This window comes from Mycobacterium sp. NGS58 (assembly GCF_059812385.1).
Genome location: NZ_JCALCO010000001.1, coordinates 1 through 18,315 on the forward strand (window position 1 = coordinate 1; position 18,315 = coordinate 18,315).

At 66.2% G+C, this 18,315-nt stretch carries 20 protein-coding genes; 11 read left to right on the top strand and 9 right to left on the bottom strand.

Translation table 11 applies throughout. The annotated features are described in order from the left end of the window. The first annotated feature begins 73 nt into the window (after nucleotides 1-73). Together AC5Y4H_RS00005 and AC5Y4H_RS00010 are read left to right on the top strand one after the other, a co-directional pair. The gene (locus AC5Y4H_RS00005) at nucleotides 74-778 is read left to right on the top strand and encodes a response regulator transcription factor (protein ID WP_067932552.1); all 705 of its coding nucleotides are present in this window, start codon (nucleotides 74-76) and stop codon (nucleotides 776-778) included. After that, on the top strand, nucleotides 756-2,267 hold the full coding sequence (locus AC5Y4H_RS00010) for a sensor histidine kinase (RefSeq protein ID WP_499977459.1): 1,512 nt from the start codon (nucleotides 756-758) through the stop codon (nucleotides 2,265-2,267). The genes AC5Y4H_RS00005 and AC5Y4H_RS00010 overlap by 23 nt, the downstream gene beginning before the upstream one ends. Nucleotide 2,268: 1 nt before the next feature. On the opposite strand, the gene AC5Y4H_RS00015 is transcribed toward AC5Y4H_RS00010, so the two are convergent. Next, nucleotides 2,269-2,736, bottom strand: a complete 468-nt coding sequence (locus tag AC5Y4H_RS00015) for a lipoprotein LpqH (protein WP_499977461.1) — start codon at nucleotides 2,734-2,736, stop codon at nucleotides 2,269-2,271. Between the two features lie 150 nt (nucleotides 2,737-2,886). Between AC5Y4H_RS00015 and AC5Y4H_RS00020 the strand changes: the two genes are divergently transcribed. Beyond that, nucleotides 2,887-4,788 carry an alkyl/aryl-sulfatase gene (locus AC5Y4H_RS00020; protein WP_499978067.1) on the top strand — a complete coding sequence of 634 codons (1,902 nt, stop codon included), beginning with the start codon at nucleotides 2,887-2,889 and terminating at the stop codon, nucleotides 4,786-4,788. Nucleotides 4,789-4,801: 13 nt separating this feature from the next. Here the strand turns inward: AC5Y4H_RS00020 and AC5Y4H_RS00025 are convergent, their stop codons facing one another. From AC5Y4H_RS00025 to AC5Y4H_RS00050, 6 genes are all read right to left on the bottom strand, one after another. Next, nucleotides 4,802-5,770: an NADPH:quinone oxidoreductase family protein gene (locus AC5Y4H_RS00025; RefSeq protein ID WP_499977465.1), complete on the bottom strand. Its 969-nt coding sequence runs from the start codon at nucleotides 5,768-5,770 to the stop codon at nucleotides 4,802-4,804. Next, nucleotides 5,770-6,393, bottom strand: coding sequence for a TetR/AcrR family transcriptional regulator (locus AC5Y4H_RS00030; protein ID WP_499977467.1), 624 nt, complete (start codon nucleotides 6,391-6,393; stop codon nucleotides 5,770-5,772). Before AC5Y4H_RS00030 ends, AC5Y4H_RS00025 begins: the two co-directional genes overlap by 1 nt. Further along, nucleotides 6,374-7,657, bottom strand: coding sequence for an acyl-CoA dehydrogenase family protein (locus tag AC5Y4H_RS00035; RefSeq protein WP_499977469.1), 1,284 nt, complete (start codon nucleotides 7,655-7,657; stop codon nucleotides 6,374-6,376). The genes AC5Y4H_RS00030 and AC5Y4H_RS00035 overlap by 20 nt, the downstream gene beginning before the upstream one ends. A gap of 101 nt (nucleotides 7,658-7,758) precedes the next feature. After that, entirely contained in the window at nucleotides 7,759-8,523 is a 765-nt protein-coding gene (locus AC5Y4H_RS00040; RefSeq protein WP_499977471.1) for an SDR family NAD(P)-dependent oxidoreductase, read from the bottom strand. A gap of 1 nt (nucleotide 8,524) precedes the next feature. Then, a complete protein-coding gene (locus tag AC5Y4H_RS00045; RefSeq protein WP_499978069.1) occupies nucleotides 8,525-9,541 on the bottom strand; it encodes a phosphotransferase family protein in 1,017 nt (338 codons plus the stop codon). Between the two features lie 105 nt (nucleotides 9,542-9,646). Then, on the bottom strand, nucleotides 9,647-10,330 hold the full coding sequence (locus tag AC5Y4H_RS00050; RefSeq protein ID WP_499977473.1) for a class I SAM-dependent methyltransferase: 684 nt from the start codon (nucleotides 10,328-10,330) through the stop codon (nucleotides 9,647-9,649). A gap of 127 nt (nucleotides 10,331-10,457) precedes the next feature. On the opposite strand from AC5Y4H_RS00050, the gene AC5Y4H_RS00055 reads away from it, so the two are divergent. Both AC5Y4H_RS00055 and AC5Y4H_RS00060 read left to right on the top strand, forming a co-directional pair. After that, complete coding sequence (locus AC5Y4H_RS00055) at nucleotides 10,458-11,096, top strand: histidine phosphatase family protein (RefSeq protein WP_499977476.1); 639 nt, start codon at nucleotides 10,458-10,460, stop codon at nucleotides 11,094-11,096. Nucleotides 11,097-11,158: 62 nt separating this feature from the next. Further along, on the top strand, nucleotides 11,159-12,205 hold the full coding sequence (locus AC5Y4H_RS00060) for a phosphotransferase family protein (RefSeq protein WP_499977480.1): 1,047 nt from the start codon (nucleotides 11,159-11,161) through the stop codon (nucleotides 12,203-12,205). Here AC5Y4H_RS00060 and AC5Y4H_RS00065 read toward each other — a convergent pair. Next, nucleotides 12,202-12,555 carry a LapA family protein gene (locus tag AC5Y4H_RS00065; protein ID WP_499977483.1) on the bottom strand — a complete coding sequence of 118 codons (354 nt, stop codon included), beginning with the start codon at nucleotides 12,553-12,555 and terminating at the stop codon, nucleotides 12,202-12,204. The genes AC5Y4H_RS00060 and AC5Y4H_RS00065 overlap by 4 nt on opposite strands. Before the next feature lie 152 nt (nucleotides 12,556-12,707). Here AC5Y4H_RS00065 and AC5Y4H_RS00070 point away from each other — a divergent pair, with 152 nt between their 5' ends. Genes AC5Y4H_RS00070 through AC5Y4H_RS00090 form a run of 5 tightly spaced genes read left to right on the top strand, consistent with a single transcriptional unit; the run spans nucleotide 12,708 to nucleotide 16,718 of the window. After that, on the top strand, nucleotides 12,708-13,601 hold the full coding sequence (locus tag AC5Y4H_RS00070; RefSeq protein ID WP_499978072.1) for an ABC transporter substrate-binding protein: 894 nt from the start codon (nucleotides 12,708-12,710) through the stop codon (nucleotides 13,599-13,601). 1 nt (nucleotide 13,602) lies between these two features. Further along, the gene (locus AC5Y4H_RS00075) at nucleotides 13,603-14,715 is read left to right on the top strand and encodes an ABC transporter ATP-binding protein (protein WP_499977487.1); all 1,113 of its coding nucleotides are present in this window, start codon (nucleotides 13,603-13,605) and stop codon (nucleotides 14,713-14,715) included. Between the two features lie 3 nt (nucleotides 14,716-14,718). Next, nucleotides 14,719-15,405: an ABC transporter permease gene (locus tag AC5Y4H_RS00080; protein WP_499977489.1), complete on the top strand. Its 687-nt coding sequence runs from the start codon at nucleotides 14,719-14,721 to the stop codon at nucleotides 15,403-15,405. Next, entirely contained in the window at nucleotides 15,402-16,118 is a 717-nt protein-coding gene (locus tag AC5Y4H_RS00085) for an ABC transporter permease (protein WP_499977493.1), read from the top strand. The genes AC5Y4H_RS00080 and AC5Y4H_RS00085 overlap by 4 nt, the downstream gene beginning before the upstream one ends. Beyond that, nucleotides 16,119-16,718 carry a putative glycolipid-binding domain-containing protein gene (locus AC5Y4H_RS00090; RefSeq protein WP_499977495.1) on the top strand — a complete coding sequence of 200 codons (600 nt, stop codon included), beginning with the start codon at nucleotides 16,119-16,121 and terminating at the stop codon, nucleotides 16,716-16,718. On the opposite strand, the gene AC5Y4H_RS00095 is transcribed toward AC5Y4H_RS00090, so the two are convergent. Beyond that, nucleotides 16,681-17,625, bottom strand: a complete 945-nt coding sequence (locus tag AC5Y4H_RS00095) for a prephenate dehydrogenase (RefSeq protein WP_499978075.1) — start codon at nucleotides 17,623-17,625, stop codon at nucleotides 16,681-16,683. The two genes, AC5Y4H_RS00090 and AC5Y4H_RS00095, sit on opposite strands and share 38 nt — an antisense overlap. 129 nt (nucleotides 17,626-17,754) lie before the next feature. Between AC5Y4H_RS00095 and AC5Y4H_RS00100 the strand changes: the two genes are divergently transcribed. Continuing rightward, on the top strand, nucleotides 17,755-18,276 hold the full coding sequence (locus AC5Y4H_RS00100) for a tRNA adenosine deaminase-associated protein (RefSeq protein WP_499977496.1): 522 nt from the start codon (nucleotides 17,755-17,757) through the stop codon (nucleotides 18,274-18,276). The last annotated feature ends 39 nt before the right edge of the window (nucleotides 18,277-18,315 follow it).

Below are 18,315 nucleotides of genomic sequence, written 5' to 3' on the forward strand. Positions count from 1 at the left end.
ATAGCCTCGGCCCAGTCCGTGGCGGATACTGGAAGTTGTGACGCAGCCCCGAGCCTCGGTAGAGCGGGTTGTCATGTGCCGCGCTGACGGCAACCCCATCAACGTTTTGGTCGTCGACGACGAGTCCGTGCTGGCCGACATGGTGTCGATGGCGCTGCGCTACGAAGGCTGGAACATCTCCACCGCCGGTGACGGGGCGTCGGCAATCGCGACCGCCCGCTCCCAGCGACCCGACGTGGTCGTTCTGGACGTGATGCTGCCCGACATGAGCGGGCTCGACGTCTTGCACAAACTCCGCGAGGAGAACCCGCAACTGCCGGTCCTGCTGTTGACCGCCAAGGACGCCGTGGAAGACCGCATCGCCGGGCTGACGGCCGGCGGCGACGACTATGTCACCAAACCGTTCAGCATCGAAGAGGTCGTGCTGCGTCTGCGCGCCTTATTGCGCCGCACCGGGGTGACGACGGTGGACAGTGGCGCGCAACTGGTGGTGGGAGACCTGGTGCTCGATGAGGACAGCCACGAGGTGACCCGAGCGGGTGAGCCAATCTCGTTGACGTCCACCGAGTTTGAACTATTGCGGTTCATGATGCGCAACTCCAAGCGGGTGTTGAGCAAGGCCCAGATCCTGGACCGGGTTTGGAGTTATGACTTCGGCGGCCGGTCCAACATCGTCGAGCTCTACATTTCCTACCTGCGCAAGAAGATCGACAACGGCCGAGAACCGATGATCCACACGCTGCGCGGCGCGGGCTATGTCCTCAAGCCGGCCCGCTGATACCCGAAGGGTCTGGTCCCTTCGCCTTCGGCTGCTGGTCGGTCAGATCGTCGTGCTGGCCATCGTGTGCATCGGCATCACCGCCGCGACCGAATTGGCGCTGCTTCACCATTTGGTGGCCCAGCTCGACGGGCAGCTCGCCGGCACCTCCTACCGCTCGGCGCTGATGTACCCCGAGCAGCCGCATTCGGGCTGGCGGCATCAGCGCGTCTATCCGCGACCGGGTCCCGGCCCGCGATTCCTGGATGCGCCGGGCCAGCCGGCGGGGATGGTGGCCGCGGTGGTCAGCCACGGGAACACGGTCGACGCCGGTTACACGACAAGCAGCGGTGACCGGGCCGAGCTGACCCCGACCGCCCAGCAGCAGCTGGCCGGCATCGCCGGCAGCCGTAAGCCGGTGACACTCAACCTCGACGGACTGGGGCGCTACCGGGTGGTCGCGGCGCCGAGCCGCAGTGGCGGCGACGTCATCGTCACCGGCCTGTCGATGGCCAACATCGACGCCACCCTGATGCGGATGCTGGTCATCTTCGGGATCGTCACGGTCATCGCTTTGGTCGCGGCGACCACGGCCGGTGTGATCATCATCAAGCGGGCGCTGGCGCCGTTGCGCCGCGTCGCGCAAACCGCGAGCGAGGTGGCCGGTCTGCCGCTGGCCCGCGGCGAGGTCGAACTCCCTGTGCGCGTGCGCGAATCAGACGCGAACCCCTCCACCGAGGTGGGGCAACTGGGTGCGGCACTCAACCAGATGCTGGACCACATCGCGGCCGCGCTCTCGGCACGGCAGGCCAGCGAGACGCGAGTTCGCCAGTTCGTCGCCGATGCCAGCCACGAACTGCGCACGCCGCTGGCCGCGATCCGCGGCTACACCGAGCTGACCCAACGGATGGGCGACGATCGCGAGGCGGTGGCTCAGGCGATGAGTCGGGTGGCCTCCGAGACCGAACGGATGACCCGCCTTGTCGAGGACCTGCTGCTGCTGGCCCGGCTGGATTCCGGCCGCCCGTTGGAACGCGAACCGGTGGATCTGTCCCGGTTGGCGGTTGATGCGGTCAGCGACGCTCACGTCGCCGGACCCGACCATCAATGGGAACTCGACCTGCCCGAAGAACCGGTGGTCGTCAGCGGAGACGCGGCACGGTTACATCAGGTGCTGACCAACCTGCTGGCCAATGCCCGGGTCCACACCGGGGCGGGCACCGTCGTGACGACGCGGTTGAGCGCCGAGCCGTCGCACACCGTGCTGCAGGTCATCGACAACGGGCCCGGCATCCCGGCGGCGCTGAAATCAGAGGTCTTCGAACGGTTCGCCCGCGGCGATTCATCGCGCTCTCGTAAGGGCGGCAGCACCGGCCTGGGCCTGGCGATTGTGTCGGCGGTTGTCAAGGCGCACAACGGAAGTATCGCGGTGGACAGCGCGCCGGGCCGCACCGAGTTCACGGTGCGGTTGCCAGCCAATGGATGGCAACCGCCCGCTGGCGAGCCTTAAATCAGGAGCAAGTCGCGTCGATTTCGAACGGCTTGTTCACCTGTTGCATCGGGTTGGCCATGTCGACACCGGTGGCGGTGCCGGTGACCTTGTATGTATTGCCGTCTTTGGTCGCCGAGGCGTTGCCCTGGCCACCTTGCGCGTACTGAAGGGTCACGCCGTTGACGTTGCCAAGCTGGACCGCCTTCACCGCGAGCGGATTGGCGTCGGCGAGCACGACACTGATCCCGGTCTGGTTCCCACCGACCGCAATTGAGATGTTGCCGCCAGCCTTGGTGCAAATAGTGGTGCCCTGGACGTTCTGGTCCTTGCCGTCGATGATGACCTTCGACGAGTTGTTGCCGCCGGCCGACACGGAGCCACCCGGCACCGAGGTCGAAACGCCATTTGATTTGTTGCTCGAACAGCCGGAAATGCCTGCGGCAAGAATTGCCGCACCGGCCACCGCGACGGTCAGTCCACGCTTCACCTGTTCTCCTTTGCCCGAAGCTTGCGGTCCTCGGCATTGAGGGCCGTCTGGGCAGTATGCGGGTTAACTGGGCCGCGATCCAGAACCCGAAGAAATTGTTGCTGTGTTCATTAATTGGACGGTGAAAAGCCGCCGGAACCGCCGTTGGCGATGGCGCATCAGTGGCAAGGTGAGACGGTGGATCACAAGTCACCCAGCGCGGTCATCGAATCGGCCCATCGCGACCATGTTCTGCCTTTTTACGATCAGGCGGATTTCGCCGACGCCGACCGCGGATTCATTGCCGCTCTGACCCCGTGCGTGATCAAGGCGGCCGATGGACGGGTGGTCTGGGACAACGACGCCTACTCGTTCCTGAGTGGGCCCGCGCCGACATCGGTCCACCCCAGCCTCTGGCGACAGTCGACACTCGCCGCCAAGCAAGGGCTCTACGAGGTGGTGCCCGGCATCTATCAGGTCCGCGGCTTCGACCTGTCGAACATCACCTTCTTGGAATCCGATAACGGCATCATCGTCATCGACCCCCTGGTGTCCACGGAGGTCGCCGCGGCGGCGCTGGAGTTGTATCGCAGCCACCGAGGTGGCGAGCGCCCCGTCGTCGCGGTGATCTACACCCACAGCCACGTCGACCATTTCGGCGGCGTGTTGGGCGTCACCTCGCAGCAGAATGTCGATGCCGGTGCGGTGGCCGTCCTGGCGCCCGAGGGTTTCATCGAGCACGCCGTGCAGGAAAACGTCTATGCCGGAACGGCAATGGCGCGGCGGGCGACCTACATGTACGGCACCCTGCTGCCCCGCGGACCGATGGATCAGGTCGGTTGTGGCCTGGGACAGGCGCCATCGACCGGCGAGGTCGCCGTGATCGTGCCCACCATCGACGTCCGCACCACCGGTGAAACACACACCATCGACGGCGTGGAGATCGAATTCCAAATGGCGCCGGGTACCGAGGCGCCCGCCGAAATGCATTTCTATTTCCCGCGTTTCCGTGCCTTGTGCATGGCCGAGAACGCGACGCACAACCTGCATAATCTGCTGACCCTGCGTGGCGCACTGGTGCGCGACCCGCATGCCTGGTCCGGTTACCTCACCGAGGCGATTGACACGTTTGCCGATCGCGCCGACGTCGTGTTCGCTTCACATCATTGGCCGACCTGGGGACGGGACAGCATCGTCGCGTTCCTGTCGCTGCAGCGCGACATGTACGCATACCTACACGACCAGACGCTGCGATTGCTCAACCAGGGCTACACCGGCGCCGAGATAGCCGAAATGTTCCAGATGCCACCGGCTCTCGAGCAGGCCTGGCATACGCACGGCTATTACGGATCGGTGAGCCACAACGTGAAAGCGATCTACCAGCGCTACATGGGTTGGTTCGACGGCAACCCCGGCCGGCTGTGGCCCCATCCTCCCGAGGCCCTGGCGCCCCGATACGTCGAGGCGATGGGCGGAATCGACCGCGTAGTCGAGCTCGCCGGGGCGGCCTTCGATGCTGGCGACTTCCGTTGGGCCGCAACGCTGCTGGATCACGCAATCTTTACCGACAGCCAGCACGCGGCCGCACGTGCGCTGTATGCGGACACCCTCGAGCAGCTGGCCTACGGGGCCGAAAACGCGACCTGGCGCAACTTCTTCTTGAGCGGGGCCGCCGAATTGCGCGACGGCAACTTCGGCACCGCGGGCCAGGTTGCCTCGCCCACCATGATGTCGCAACTGACACCGGAGCAGATCTTCGACGGCCTGGCCATTCGCGTCAACGGGCCGCGCAGCTGGGATCTGGATATCGCCATCGACGTCGCCTTCGCCGATACCGGAGACAACTATCGGCTCACCCTGCGTAACGGGGTCCTGGTGCGCCGCAAGACGGCAGCCGATTCCTCGACGGCGACGGTAACGATAAGGCTGGCGGACAAGGTTCGGCTTCTTTCCGTGGCGATGGGCGATTTCAGCTCACCCGGGTTGGAGCTCTCCGGTGATCAGGCCGCGTTGCAGTCGCTGCTCAGCGTGCTCGACGGGCCGGACCCGAACTTCAATATCGTCACGCCGTGAGGCCCAAGAGCCGTCACGCGACGTCGATCACCACCTTGCCCAGCACCTTGCGGTCGGCCACATGCCTTAAGGCCGCGGCGGTCTCAGAGAGCGGGAACCGGGCGCCGATGTACGGTCGCACCGTGCCATCGGCGAACATCTGCGCCAACTCCCTCAGGTCGCGCACGGCGTCGTCGGGCCGGTCGGTCATGAAGGTGCGGATCTCCATGCCCCGCACACAGATGTCTTTGAGCAGAATGAGATTGAGCGGGATGGCCGGGATCGTGCCGGCCGCGTAACCCAACGTCACGAAGGTGCCGCCGCGCGCTAGCCCGCGCAGCGCCGGCTCGGAGTACGGTCCGCCCACCGGGTCCAGCACCACGCGGGCGCAGTCGCCGGTGAGCTCACGGATCCGCGTCTTCAGGTCCTCGCGGTCGTAGTCCACGATCGCCTCGGCACCGCGCTGCCGGCACAGCTCGAGCTTCTCCCGGCTCGACGCCGCGGCCAGCACCCGGGCCCCCATCGCTACCGCCAGGTCGACCGCGGCCAGCCCCACGCCGCCGGCGGCTCCCAGGACGACCACCCAATCCCCCTGTGTGACAGCGGCTGTCGAGCGCAAGGCGTGATAAGCGGTGCGGTATGTGACGCCGAAGGCCGCGGCCGAGGCGAAGTCGGCGTCGTCCGGCACGAGCTCGGCCTGACTCGCGTCGATCAGCGCCTGCTCGGCGAACGCGCCGAATGTGGTTCCGGCGACCCGCTGTCCGGCGCTGAACGACACGCCGTCACCCGCGGCGATCACCTCGCCGGCGATCTCGTTGCCGGGAATGAACGGCGGCGGGATCTTCACCTGATACTTGCCGGCGATGAACAGTACGTCGGGGAAGTTGACCGCGGCCGCACGGACCCGCACCAGCAGCTGGCCCGCGGCGGGAACGGGATCGGGCACGTCGTCGATCACCAGGTCCTCCGGTGTGCCATAGGAACGACAGATCACCGCGCGCATCAAACGGCCCCCAGTCCACGCAAACAAAACCGCACCACGTGTGCGATGTCGTCGGCGGTGGGCTCCTCGGCCGAGCCCACGTAGCGGCGCATCATCGACGCGGTGCAGCTGAACACCGCCTCGACATCGCGTTCGACATCGCTACTGCCCAGCGCCGCAACCGGTTCGATGAGAAGCGCGCGAAGCGGCCGCATCATCGCCTGGTCGGCCGCACGCCAACTGGTGCCGGCCGACATCTGCCCGGCCGCGGCCCGGGTCAGGCTGATCAGGTGCGGGTCGGCCACCTGCGCCAGGGTGCCCTCGATCCACCGCACGACCTTGTCGCGCGGCGCGGATTCCTTGGCCATCTGATGCTCCAGGTAGGACACCACGATGGCCACCCCGCGCTCCATGACTGCCAGGATCAGGTCGTCCTTACCGGCGAAATAACGGTAGAACGCCTTGTTCGACGAACCCGCCTCGGCGACGATATCGCTGACCCGAGGTGGTTCCGGCGCCACCCGTTCCATGACGCGCACCGCGGCGGCAAGGATGCGTTCCACCTCCTCGGTGGCCTCCCGCTGGCGGTCATCGAGCGCCCGCTCGACAGCGGCGGTCACCCGGCTAGAGGTCAACGAGCTCACCGTATTTGGCGCGCGCGGCCGCGCGCCGCACGTCAAGCATCTCGCTGGGCCAGTCGCCTTCCTCGGCCTCGTAACCCTTGAGCAGCATCCGGGCCAGGTTCACCTTGTGTGCCTCGGTAGGCCCGTCCGCCAGACCCAACGCGATGCCGCCCAGCAATACATTGACCAACGGAAGCTGGTCGGTGAGTCCCAGCGCGCCGTGCACCTGAATAGCGCGCAGCGCAATGGATTTGAGCACTTGCGAGGCCAGGATCTTGCAGGCCGCGATCTCGGCCCGGGCACCGCGCTCGTCGCCGTTGTCGATTAGCCACGCGGCGTGCAACACCGTCAGGCGGAACGGGATCAGCTCGGTATAAGAGTCTGCGATGAACTCCTGTACCAATTGTTTGTCGGCCAGCAGACTGCCCTGGGTGAAGCGGCTTTTCGCGCGGCGGGACATGATCTCGACGGCGCGTTGCGCCATTCCGATGGAGCGCATTGCGTGATGCAGGCGCCCGCCGGCCAGCCGGGTCTGCAAGATCAAAAAGCCCTGACCGGGCTCGCCGAGCAACGCGTCGGCCGGCACCCGCACGTCGTTGTACTGCACCAGCGAATGGCCGGGCTCGTGCGGGTCGGCCCCGACCAGATGGTGATTGGCTTCCAGGACCAGCCCCTCGGTGCCGGCCGGGATCAGAAACGTCGACGCACCGGTATGGACCGGCACGTCGGGATCGGTGATCGCGACGACGATGAAGAAGGAGGCGACGGAGGCGTTGGAGGAGAAGTACTTTCGCCCGGTGATGACCCAGTCGTCGCCGTCGCGGATGGCGCGGGTGGTGAAGACCCGCGGATCCGCGCCGCCCTGGGGCTCGGTCATCGAGAAGCACGAGAAGATCTCTCCGGACAGCAGCCCCGCCAGATAACGGTCCTTCTGTTCTGGGGTCCCGAAGCGGGCGATGATCTCGGCGTTGCCGGTATCGGGCGCTTGCGTTCCGAACACGATGGGTGCCCAAGGGCTGCGGCCGAGGATCTCGTTGATCAACGTCAGCTTGACCGCTCCGAACCCCTGTCCGCCCAGCTCGGGCCCCAGATGCGGTGCCCACAAACCCTTGTCGCGCACCTGCTGCTTGAGCGGGTCGACGATGCGGCGCCGCTCGTCGTTCAATGGCAGAAACTCACAGCCGCCGAAGAGCACCTCGAGCGGTTCCACCTCGTCGCGCACGAACCCGCGGATCCACTCGAGCTTCTCCTCGAACTCCGGCTCGGTGGAAAAGTCCCAGGACATTCGAACACTCCTTTCATTGGTGGCCACCCATTTCCCGCAACCGGAAAGCCCCTATCGCCCGGCTTATGTCGATCGCCACGGCCACAATTGCAATCGCCACGTCAGGGGATTCCGCCGTCGGCCCGCAGGATCGAGCCGGTGGTGAAGCTGGAAGCGTCGGACGCCAAGAACAATGCCGCGCCGACGATTTCGCGCGGGTCGCCCGCGCGCCGCAACGAAAGATGCTGGAACGGATTTCGTTCGGCCGTCCCGAGATTCCAGGACTTGCTCACGTCGGTGAGAAACGGCCCGGCCATGAGCGTGTTGACGCGTACCGCCGGACCGAACGCCTTCGCCAACGCTTCGGTCATAGCGTTGAGACCGGCCTTGGACGCGGCGTAGGGAATGATGTCGGGTGTCGGCCGAAGTGAGCCGGCCGTACTGACGTTGATGATCGCGCCCCGCCCGGCCGCCACCATGCGCTCACCCACCAAGGCCGACAACCGGAACGGGCCTTTGAGGTTGAGGTTGACCACGGCGTCGAACAGCTTCTCGGTCACGTCGGTGAGCTTGTCGTACAACGGGGACATGCCCGCGTTGTTGATCAGAGTGTCGACCTTGCCGAACCGTTCGTAGGTCGCCTCGACCAATCCGTCGAGCTGATCCCACCGCCCCACGTGCACCTGGTAAGGCATCGCGGATCGGCCGGTCTCGGTCTCGATCTCCTTGGCGGTCGAGACGCAGTTGTCAATGTTGCGGCTCGCGATCACCACATCCGCACCGCAGCGGGCCGCACCGAACGCCATCTCGCGCCCCAGCCCGCGGCTGCCGCCGGTGATCAGGATGACCCGGTCGGTAAGGTCGAAAAGTTGTTCGGCATAACCCATTTCACGATCCCTTGGTGGATTGGGCGAGTTCGGCCGCCGTCGCGATGAGCTGCAGAATCATCGGACCGAACGCGTCGGTGATCTTGGGGTCGACCTTCCCGGTGCGCACCCCGGCAGCGTAGGTCTTCTCCAGCACTATGCCCAGCTTCCAGTTCGCCAGCACCAGGTAGTAGTCGATGTTCTCGGTCGACAGGCCGCTGACGGCTTCGTAGTGCTCCAACAGTTCGCTGCGCGTAGGCATGCCGCGCATGTCGAGATAAAAGCCGTCCTCGCGCGGCTTTTCACCGTCGTAGCCCAGTAGACACCAGGCCAGGTCCAGCAGCGGATCACCGACCGTTGTCATCTCCCAGTCCACGATCGCGGCCAGGCGCGCCGGCTCCCCGTGCGCGAACATCACGTTGGCGAACTGGTAGTCACCGTGCATGATGCCCGCCCGGTAGTGCGCCGGACGGTTGCGGCGCAGCCAGTCGGACGCCTCGGTAAGACCCGGCAGCTCACGGACCTTATAAGCGTCCAAGAACGCCAGCCAGCGATCGACCTGCCGCTCGTGGAACCCGTCGGGGCGGCCGAAGCCTTCCAGTCCTTGTTTGCGCCAATCCACCCGGCCCAGCCTGGCCGCGCCGTCGACCAATTGGAAGGCCAGGCCGCGCCGGGCCTCGAAGTCGCTGTCGAACGGCGACTGCCACCCGCCGTCCATCGGGCTCCACCCGTCGATCGCCTGCATGACGTAGAACGGCATCCCGAGCACGTCGCCGGTGTCGTCGGCCGCGATCAGCGCCGCGTGCGGGACATCGGTGCCGGACAGCGCCCGAACCAGGCGAATCTCTCGCAGCAGCCCGTCGATGCGCGCGGCGTCGGCCCGCGCGCCGGGCATCCGCAACACCATCCTCGCCGGCGCTTCGGACGGGCCGCGCTCGATCAGATAGAGGGTGTTCTGCGATCCGCCCTTCAGCTGGGTCAGCTGCGGCTCTTCACCGTCGCCCGGCGCGTCGTTGGCATCCAGCCACCGGCCGAGCATGCCCGCGTCGAGTCCCGATTCACCCACGTAAGCCACCGTCCCGCCTTCGCGCACACCTTAATCTCCGCATGGAGAATAGCATTCTCCATGCTCGTCGCGGTGGGGTCAGTTCGGCTTGTGTGCGCTCAGCAGGAACCCGGGCGCCATGAAGTGCCCCTCGTGGTCGTGCTCCAGGTGCGCCAGCGGATTGTCCGGCGACCCGACTGCGTCGTCTGTGCCGTACACCTTCGCCCCGCGGACGTCGTCGACCCTCCACAGCGTTGCGACGGCATCATGCAATTCGTTTTCGGTGAAGCCGGGCGGGCCCGGCCGGTTCGAATGGGCGTCGTCCAATGCCCCGGCGGCGAAGGCCAGGATGTAGAGCCAGGCTCCCGGCGCCGCGGCTCGAAAGATGGACTGCACATAGTCCTGGCGCCGGTCGGGCGGCAGCGCGTGGAACAGCCCGCTGTCCAGGATGGTCGAGAAGCGGCCTTCGGAACCAGGCGGGTAGCCGCCGAAGCTGGTCACGTCCGCCTGGGCGAACGTCGCCGTGGTGAGCCCTTGCTCGTCGGCCGCGGCGGCGGCCTCCTGAATCGCGGTGGCGCTCGCATCCAGGCCGACAACGGTGTAGCCGAGCGCGGCGAGCCTCAGCGAGATCGCGGCGTGGCCACAGCCGGAGTCCAGCACGTCGCTGCGAACCTTGCCTTGATCGATGAGCAGCGCCAGCTCCGGCTGAGGCCGGCCAATGCTCCACGGGGGCGGGGCGGATTGCCGGTAGGCGGCGTCCCAATCCCTATCCGGTTCGGCCATTCGTCCTCCTCGGCGCTGGAGCGCAATGAGCGAGATGCAGCGATGTCATTGTGCACGCAGTGAACGACGAACAGCGGGCGATGAGAGACTTCGGACCGGCAAACCTTTCGACAAGACAGGAAGACAGATGCAAGTGCTTCTGGTCCGGCATGCGCTGCCGCTGCGCAGCGAACACGGCCAAGGTTCCGACCCGGACCTGTCGGAGGAAGGATTGGCCCAGATCGAGCGACTCCCCAAGGCGCTCGCCAGGTTTCCCATCGCACGCGTCGTAAGCAGTCCCCAGCGCCGGGCCATCCAGACCGCCGAACCGGTCGCGGCGGATCGCGGGCTGACCGTCGAGATCGACGATCGCTTCGCCGAATACGACCGGGACCTGCCCGTGTACATCCCCGTCGAGCAGATCCGCGCGGAGATGCCCGACGAATGGGCGCGACTGGCTCAGGGGCATCTGCCCAGCGCGGTCGACGAGGACGCTTTTCGTGACAGGGTGCGCGCCGCGGTCGACGACCTCGTCGCCACCGCCGACCCCGACGACACCGTCGCGGTGTTCAGCCATGGCGGGGTCATCAACGTACTCCTGCACGAAATCCTCGGCACCGCCCGACTGCTGTCCTTTCCCGTCGACTACGCGTCGGTCAGTCGGCTGTTGTTCTCCCGGTCCGGTCAAGCGACGGTCGCCGCGGTCAACACCACCGAGCACGTTTGGGACCTGTTGCCGCGAAACCAAAGGATGCTCGACGACGATACGAGCCGCGGCGCGGGGTGAGCGAAGACCGGCAAATTGCAGGTGGTGCGCCGGGTCGAGCTCGGCGATGGTAGACAAGTTCGGTGACTTCAGCTGACCAACTCGAGGGCCTCGACCTGGCCTCGCTGGACTCCTATCTGCGTTCGCTCGGGATCGGGCGCGACGGCGAGTTACGCGCGGACTTCATCTCCGGTGGCCGCTCCAATCTGACGTTTCGTGTCTACGACGACAGCACCAGTTGGTTGGTGCGGCGACCGCCGCTGCATGGGTTGACTCCGTCGGCGCACGACATGGCGCGCGAGTACCGCGTCGTTGCTGCGCTGCAGGACACGCCGGTTCCGGTCGCGCGCACGATCGCGCTCTGCGAGGACGATTCGGTGCTGGGCGCCCCCTTCCAGATCGTCGACTTCGTCGACGGGCAGGTGGTGCGCCGCCGCGCTCAACTCGAAGCGTTCAGTCACACCGTTATCGGGGGCTGCGTCGACTCCTTGATCCGGGTACTTGTCGACCTACACAGTGTCGATCCCGACGCCGTCGGCTTGGCCGACTTCGGCAAGCCCAGCGGATATCTGGAGCGCCAGGTGCGGCGATGGGGCTCGCAATGGTCGCTGGTCCGGTTGCCCGAGGATCGGCGCGACGCCGACGTGGAGCGGCTGCATTCCGGTCTGGGCGAGGCAATTCCGCAGCAGAGCCGGACGTCGATCGTGCATGGCGACTATCGGATCGATAACACCATCCTGGACGCCGTCGACCCGACCAAGGTTCGCGCCGTCGTCGACTGGGAGCTCTCGACGCTGGGGGATCCCCTGTCGGACGCGGCCCTGATGTGCGTCTACCGCGACCCCGCGCTGGATTTGATCGTCAATGCGCAGGCCGCGTGGACATCGCCCTTACTGCCGACGGCCGACGAACTCGCCGATCGGTATTCGTTGGTGGCCGGTACACCCCTGGCGCATTGGGAGTTCTACATGGCGTTGGCCTACTTCAAGCTCGCCATCATCGCCGCCGGCATCGACTTCCGCCGGCGGATGTCGGATCAGGCCCGCGGCACGGACTCCGACCATGCACCCGAGGTGGTCGCGCCGCTGATCTCCCGGGGCCTGGCCGAACTGGCCAAGCTGCCGGGCTAGGGCGTATTGGCGGCCGCGTGCTGCCTTTTTGCCGCTCGACGCAGCTGCAAGATCCGTGCGGTGCCGACCGCCACCGTGATCAGCCCGCCGACCACGGCCGCCAACAAGATCGCCACGCCCTTGGGCTGGCTCCAGTGCCAGCCCAAGAACTGAAAGTCCGCCGGTGTCGTGTTCTGGGTGATGAAGATCAGCAACAGAATCAGGATCACAAAGCCGGCGATCAGCGACGACCACAAGGCGCCGGCGCGGGTGAAACCGATGGCGGGTTCCTTCGCGCGTGCGTCGGTCTTGGGCGCAGGGGTGGGCTTGGGGGGCGGCTGCCCGGGGGCGGCAGGTGTTTGGCTGCTCATAGTGCCATCTTTGCCCTATCCGGCGCGGATTGAAACCGATTCGGGCAACCGTTCTCGCATGCCAGCGCCCGCGCAGTTCTACCGTTAGGGTCGGCGGTATGACGGCACTGCCGCGACCGTGGGGCGCGATCGCACGCGCGGCGGCATTGGTGATGGCGATGTCTGTCGTTGCGGCGTGCAGCAATTCCGACCCATTGGGAGCGCAGGTTCGCAGTCCCAACTCCATTGTCATTGGTTCCGGCGACTTTCCGGAATCCCAGATCATCGCGGAAATCTACGCACAAGCGTTGCAGGCCAACGGTTTCGAAGTGGGCAAGCGGATGGGAATCGGCAGTCGCGAAACGTATATCCCTGCGCTCAAAGACCATTCCATCGACCTGGTGCCGGAATACATCGGCAACCTGCTGCTCTATGTCTCGCCGCAGTCCAACGCGACCACCTTGGATGCCGTCGAGCGGGAGCTCGATCAGCGCCTGCCCGATGGCCTGTCGATCCTGACGCCCGCTCCCGCCGCCGACACCGATACGGTCACCGTGACCGGACAGACTGCGAACTCCTGGAATCTGAAAGCGATCGCCGATTTGGCCGCCCATTCGGCCGACGTGCGATTCGGGGCGCCTTCGGCCTTCATGACCCGGCCGGCGGGCCTGCCGGGGCTGCGGCAGAAGTATGGGCTCGACATCAGGCCGGGCAACTTCGTGGCCATCGACGACGGTGGTGGTGCGGTCACGGTGCGCGCGTTGGTCGAGGGAAGGGTGAATGCCGCCAACATCTTCACTACGTCGCCGGCAATACCGCAGAATCATTTGGTCGTCCTCGACGACCCCGAACACAACTTCGTGGCTGGAAACATTGTGCCACTTCTCAATACGCAGAAGCGGTCCGACCGCCTCAAGGTTGTTCTGGACGCGGTCTCGGCGAAGCTGACCACCTCCGGAGTCGCCGGACTCAACGCCGCGGTGTCGGGGAACTCGGGCGTCGATCCTGACGAGGCGGCGCGAAACTGGGTACAGGACAACGGTTTCAACCATCCGATCGGAGGATGACTTGATCATCTTCGACAAGGTCAGCAAGGCCTTCGCCGACGGCACCACCGCGGTGAACCGGCTCAGCCTGAGCGTCCCCAACGGCAAACTGACCGTATTCGTCGGGTCCTCGGGCAGCGGCAAAACCACGGCGCTGCGCATGATCAACCGGATGATCGAGCCCACGTCGGGCAACATCTCGATCGACGGCGTCGATGTCTCCACCCGCGATCCGGTGAAGCTGCGCCTGGGAATCGGATACGTCATACAACACGCCGGACTGATGCCCCATCAACGCGTAATCGACAACGTGGCAACGGTTCCCGTCTTACGGGGACAGTCTCGCCGGGCCGCCCGCAAAGCCGCCTATACGCTGCTCGAACGGGTGGGGCTGGACGCCAAACTCGCGACCCGCTACCCGGCCCAGCTCTCCGGCGGCGAGCAGCAACGGGTCGGCGTGGCACGAGCGCTGGCCGCCGACCCGCCGATCCTGTTGATGGATGAGCCGTTCTCCGCCGTCGATCCGGTGGTTCGCCACGACCTGCAGAACGAAATACTGCGCCTGCAGGCGGAAATGCACAAGACGATCGTCTTCGTCACCCATGACATCGATGAGGCGCTGCGGCTCGGTGAACGGGTGGCGGTGTTCAAGGACGGTTCGTTACAACAGTACGACGAGCCGGGCCGGCTGCTGTCACGGCCCGCCAATGATTTCGTCTCGCGGTTCATCGGCCTGGGTCGCGGCTATCGATGGTTGCAACTCCTCGACGCGGCAGGTCTGCCGTTGCACCACGTCGAACGGATCGCGGCCGAAAAGCTCTCTGAGACTCAGCTTTCCAGCGAGTGGGCGATCGTCGTCGACGATGCCGGTGCACCCCTCGGCTGGATCGACGACGATGGGCTGCGTCGGCACCGCGACAATGTGTCGTTGTCCGAAAGCATGAGTGGGGTCGGATCGCTGTTTCGGCCGCAGGGCAATCTGAGCCAGGCGCTCGATTCCGCGCTGTCGTCGCCCTCGGGTGTGGGCGTCGCCGTCGACGACGGTGGCAAGGTGATCGGCGGTGTACTGGCCGCCGACGTGTTGGCCGCGGTGCAGGCCCAACGGCTGGGCTCGGCGGAAGCTCGAGGGACTTAGCGGATGCACTATCTGCTGACCCATCTCGACGACGCGAGGGCGCTGACCGTCATACATCTGTGGCTGGCGCTGGTGCCGGTGGTCATCGGACTGACGATCGCGTTGCCGCTAGGCATGCTGGTGCAGCGCACACGAATCGCCCGTCGGCTCACGACTGCGGTCGCCAGCGTCGTGTTCACCATTCCATCGCTGGCCCTGTTCGTGGTGTTGCCGATGCTGATCGGGACCCGCATCCTCGACCAGGCCAACGTCATGGTGGCGTTGACGGCCTACACCGCCGCGCTGCTGGTGCGGGCGGTGCTCGAGGCGCTGGACGCGGTGCCCGCACAGGTGCGTGACGCCGCCACGGCGATCGGCTATCCGCCGATCATGCGGATACTGAAAGTCGAACTGCCGCTTTCTATTCCGGTGCTCGTCGCCGGTCTGCGGGTGGTCGTCGTCACCAACATCGCGATGGTTTCGGTCGGTTCGGTGATCGGCATCGGGGGTCTGGGCAGCTGGTTCACCCAGGGATACCAAACCAACAAGAGCGACCAGATCTTGGCCGGCATCATCGCGCTGTTGCTGCTCGCCGTCGTCATCGACGTGCTGATCGTGTTGGCGGGCCGGCTGGCCACACCGTGGGCACACGCCACCCGCAGGACCGGCCGCCGCTCGGTTGTGGCGCCCGTGGTGGGCGGCGCGCGGTGAACTTCATCGAGCGGGCGATCGCTTATGTGCTGACTGCCGACAACTGGACCGGCCCGGTGGGGCTCGCGGCCCGCATCATCGAGCATCTCGAATACACCGCCCTGGCGGTGGGGGCGTCGGCGCTCATCGCGATTCCCGTCGGGCTGATCATCGGGCACACCGGGCGCGGCACCCTGCTGGTGGTCGGCGCCGTCAACGGCTTGCGCTCCCTGCCGACGCTGGGCGTGTTGCTCTTCGGGACGCTGCTGTTCGGGTTGGGGCTGGGTCCGTCGTTGGTGGCGCTGATGCTGCTCGGCGTGCCGGCATTGTTGGCCGGCACCTATGCCGGGATAGCCAATGTCGAGCCGACGGTCGTCGATGCCGCCCGTGCGATGGGTATGACGGAGGCCCAAGTGTTGATGCGGGTCGAAGTGCCGAATGCGTTGCCGTTGATCCTCGGTGGGATACGTAACGCGACGCTGCAAGTGGTCGCCACCGCGACGGTGGCCGCCTACGCCAGCCTTGGAGGTCTGGGCAGATACCTGATCGACGGGATCAAAGAACGTGAGTTTCATCTCGCCCTCGTTGGAGCGCTGATGGTGGCCGTGTTGGCGCTGGTGCTTGATGGTCTGCTGGCGCTGATGGTGTGGATTTCGGTGCCGGGCACCGGGCGGTTGCGGCGAACATACCGGGCACTTCCGCAGCGGTTGGCGGGCACGTCTTACGGTAGATGAGTGAACGCAGCCCCCTCTGATCCGTCTCGCCGCGTGTGGCAGGCGATGCTCACCTGGCGCGCACAGGATGCTCCCCGGATGGAATCGGTGCGAGTTCAGGTGTCCGGCAAGAGAATCAAGGCCAATGGCCGCATCATCGCCGCCGCCACCGAGACCCACCCCGCGTTCGGCGCCTATTACGACCTGCTGACCGATGAGACCGGAGCAACCAAGCGGCTCGGCATGACGGTGACCCTGGCCGAGCGTGAGCGCGTCTTCTCGTTCGCTCGCGATGAAGAGAACATGTGGCTGGTCACCGACCATCAGGGCGAGCATCGCGCGGCATATAACGGTGCGCTCGACGTCGACGTGGAGTTCAGCCCGTTCTTCAATGCGCTGCCCATCCGGCGGCTCGGGCTGTACGAGCGAGCCGCCTCGGTCACGCTGCCGGTGGTCTATGTGAACGTGCCGGACATGTCCATCACCGCGGGCACCGTGAGCTACAGCAGCACAGGCAGTCTGGACGAGATCAAGTTGCGCTCGCCGATCTCCGACACCACGGTGAGCGTCGACGACGAGGGATTCATCGCCGACTATCCAGGCTTGGCAGAGCGGATCTGATCACCCCACCGGCCCGGCCCGCGGCAGCCAGTTCCTGACGCCAATTCTCCGCCCCGACGATGACGTGGAAGATGTCGGAGCGCGGGAAGCTGTCATAACGTGTTCGCGCGGCATGGCCTGCCTCGATGAGGTCGGCGGCCGAGTTATGGGCCGCCAGCGATTCGCGGGCGCGCTTCAGCAGCTCGATGGCGCGATCGGCCGTCGGCACCAGTTGGTCGGAGTTGCCTTCGCACATCGCCCGGACCAGGTCCGGGGCGGTGGCCGCCACGCGAGTGCCGTCGCGGAATGACCCGGCGGCCAATGCGAATGCCAACGGGACGTCTCCGGCCACGACGGCCAGCGCCTCGGCGAGCAGGTGGGGCAGATGCGAAATGGCCGCCGCGGCGGCATCATGTTCGTCGGACCTGGCCGGCACCACCACCGCGCCGCAGTCCAGCGCCAACGTCATCACCGTCGACCAGACCGAGGGATCGACATGATCGTCGACGCTGACCACCCACGGGGCCCCGGTGAACAATCCGGCGTAGCCCGCGGTCCATCCCGAGTGCGCGGTGCCCGCCATCGGGTGGCCCCCGACGAACCGTTCCAGCAGACCGGCCGCCACGACCTGATCGAGCACCGCTTGCTTGACGCTGGTGACGTCGGTCAACGGACACGCCGGAGCCGTCTCTTTGATGCGGGCGAGCATGCCCGCCATCGCCGGCATCGGCACGGCCAGCACGATCAACGCCCCGGAGTCGGCGGCGCGAGACAGGGTCGCGGACAGATCGGTGTCGGCGTCGAAGCCGTCGGCGGTCGCGGCATGCGCGCCCTCGACCGAACGGTTGTAGCCGAACACTTCACGGCCGGCCGCCGTTGCGGCCCGCATTATCGAGCCACCGACCAGCCCCAGCCCGAGCACACACACCGGTGTCTTAGAAGGAGGGCCTGCCACATTCCAAGGTTGGCACATCCGGCCGGCAACGGCGCCGCCAGACCCCGCGGCGACCAGGCGCCATCTGGTCAGGGGCCTGGTCAGGGACTACCGTAAGCGCCCATGGGAGCACAACGGGCCTCCGCCCAGCGCCTGTCCGCCGACACTCCGGACGGTTTCGGTGTTGCGGTGGTGCGTGAAGAGGGGCAGTGGCGCTGCGCTCCGATGGCCCGTAAGTCGCTGTCGAGCCTGTCGGCCGCGGAGACGGAGCTGCGCGAATTGCGCAGTTCCGGGGCGGTCTTCGGCCTACTGGACGTGGACGACGAATTCTTCGTCATCGTGCGGCCGGCTCCGTCGGGGACGCGGTTGTTGCTCTCCGATGCCACCGCCGCGCTGGACTACGACATCGCCGCGGAAGTGCTCGACAAGTTGGACGCCGACATAGATCCGGAGGATCTCGAGGACTCGGATCCCTTCGAAGAGGGCGACCTGGGGCTGTTATCCGACGTCGGGTTGCCCGAGGCCGTGCTGGGGGTCATCCTCGACGAGGCCGATCTGTACGCCGACGAGCAGTTGGGCCGCATCGCACGCGAGATGGGCTTCGCCGATCAGTTGTCCGCGGTGATCGACCGCCTCGGTCGGTGATCGCAAGCGCGGCGGAGCCGGGCGCGGCGGGTCGCCGCC

Bases quoted from the DNA above. Each gene is read 5' to 3' on its own strand.
- AC5Y4H_RS00065 (WP_499977483.1), bottom strand. From the start codon at position 12,555: ATGAGCAGCCAAACACCTGCCGCCCCCGGGCAGCCGCCCCCCAAGCCC.
- AC5Y4H_RS00025 (WP_499977465.1), bottom strand. From the start codon at position 5,770: ATGCGCGCGGTGATCTGTCGTTCCTATGGCACACCGGAGGACCTGGTG.
- AC5Y4H_RS00020 (WP_499978067.1), top strand. From the start codon at position 2,887: ATGGCGCATCAGTGGCAAGGTGAGACGGTGGATCACAAGTCACCCAGC.
- AC5Y4H_RS00050 (WP_499977473.1), bottom strand. From the start codon at position 10,330: ATGGCCGAACCGGATAGGGATTGGGACGCCGCCTACCGGCAATCCGCC.
- AC5Y4H_RS00035 (WP_499977469.1), bottom strand. From the start codon at position 7,657: ATGTCCTGGGACTTTTCCACCGAGCCGGAGTTCGAGGAGAAGCTCGAG.
- AC5Y4H_RS00010 (WP_499977459.1), top strand. From the start codon at position 756: ATGTCCTCAAGCCGGCCCGCTGATACCCGAAGGGTCTGGTCCCTTCGC.
- AC5Y4H_RS00080 (WP_499977489.1), top strand. From the start codon at position 14,719: ATGCACTATCTGCTGACCCATCTCGACGACGCGAGGGCGCTGACCGTC.
- AC5Y4H_RS00100 (WP_499977496.1), top strand. From the start codon at position 17,755: ATGGGAGCACAACGGGCCTCCGCCCAGCGCCTGTCCGCCGACACTCCG.
- AC5Y4H_RS00040 (WP_499977471.1), bottom strand. From the start codon at position 8,523: ATGGGTTATGCCGAACAACTTTTCGACCTTACCGACCGGGTCATCCTG.
- AC5Y4H_RS00045 (WP_499978069.1), bottom strand. From the start codon at position 9,541: ATGCTCGGCCGGTGGCTGGATGCCAACGACGCGCCGGGCGACGGTGAA.
- AC5Y4H_RS00005 (WP_067932552.1), top strand. From the start codon at position 74: ATGTGCCGCGCTGACGGCAACCCCATCAACGTTTTGGTCGTCGACGAC.
- AC5Y4H_RS00070 (WP_499978072.1), top strand. From the start codon at position 12,708: ATGGCGATGTCTGTCGTTGCGGCGTGCAGCAATTCCGACCCATTGGGA.
- AC5Y4H_RS00055 (WP_499977476.1), top strand. From the start codon at position 10,458: ATGCAAGTGCTTCTGGTCCGGCATGCGCTGCCGCTGCGCAGCGAACAC.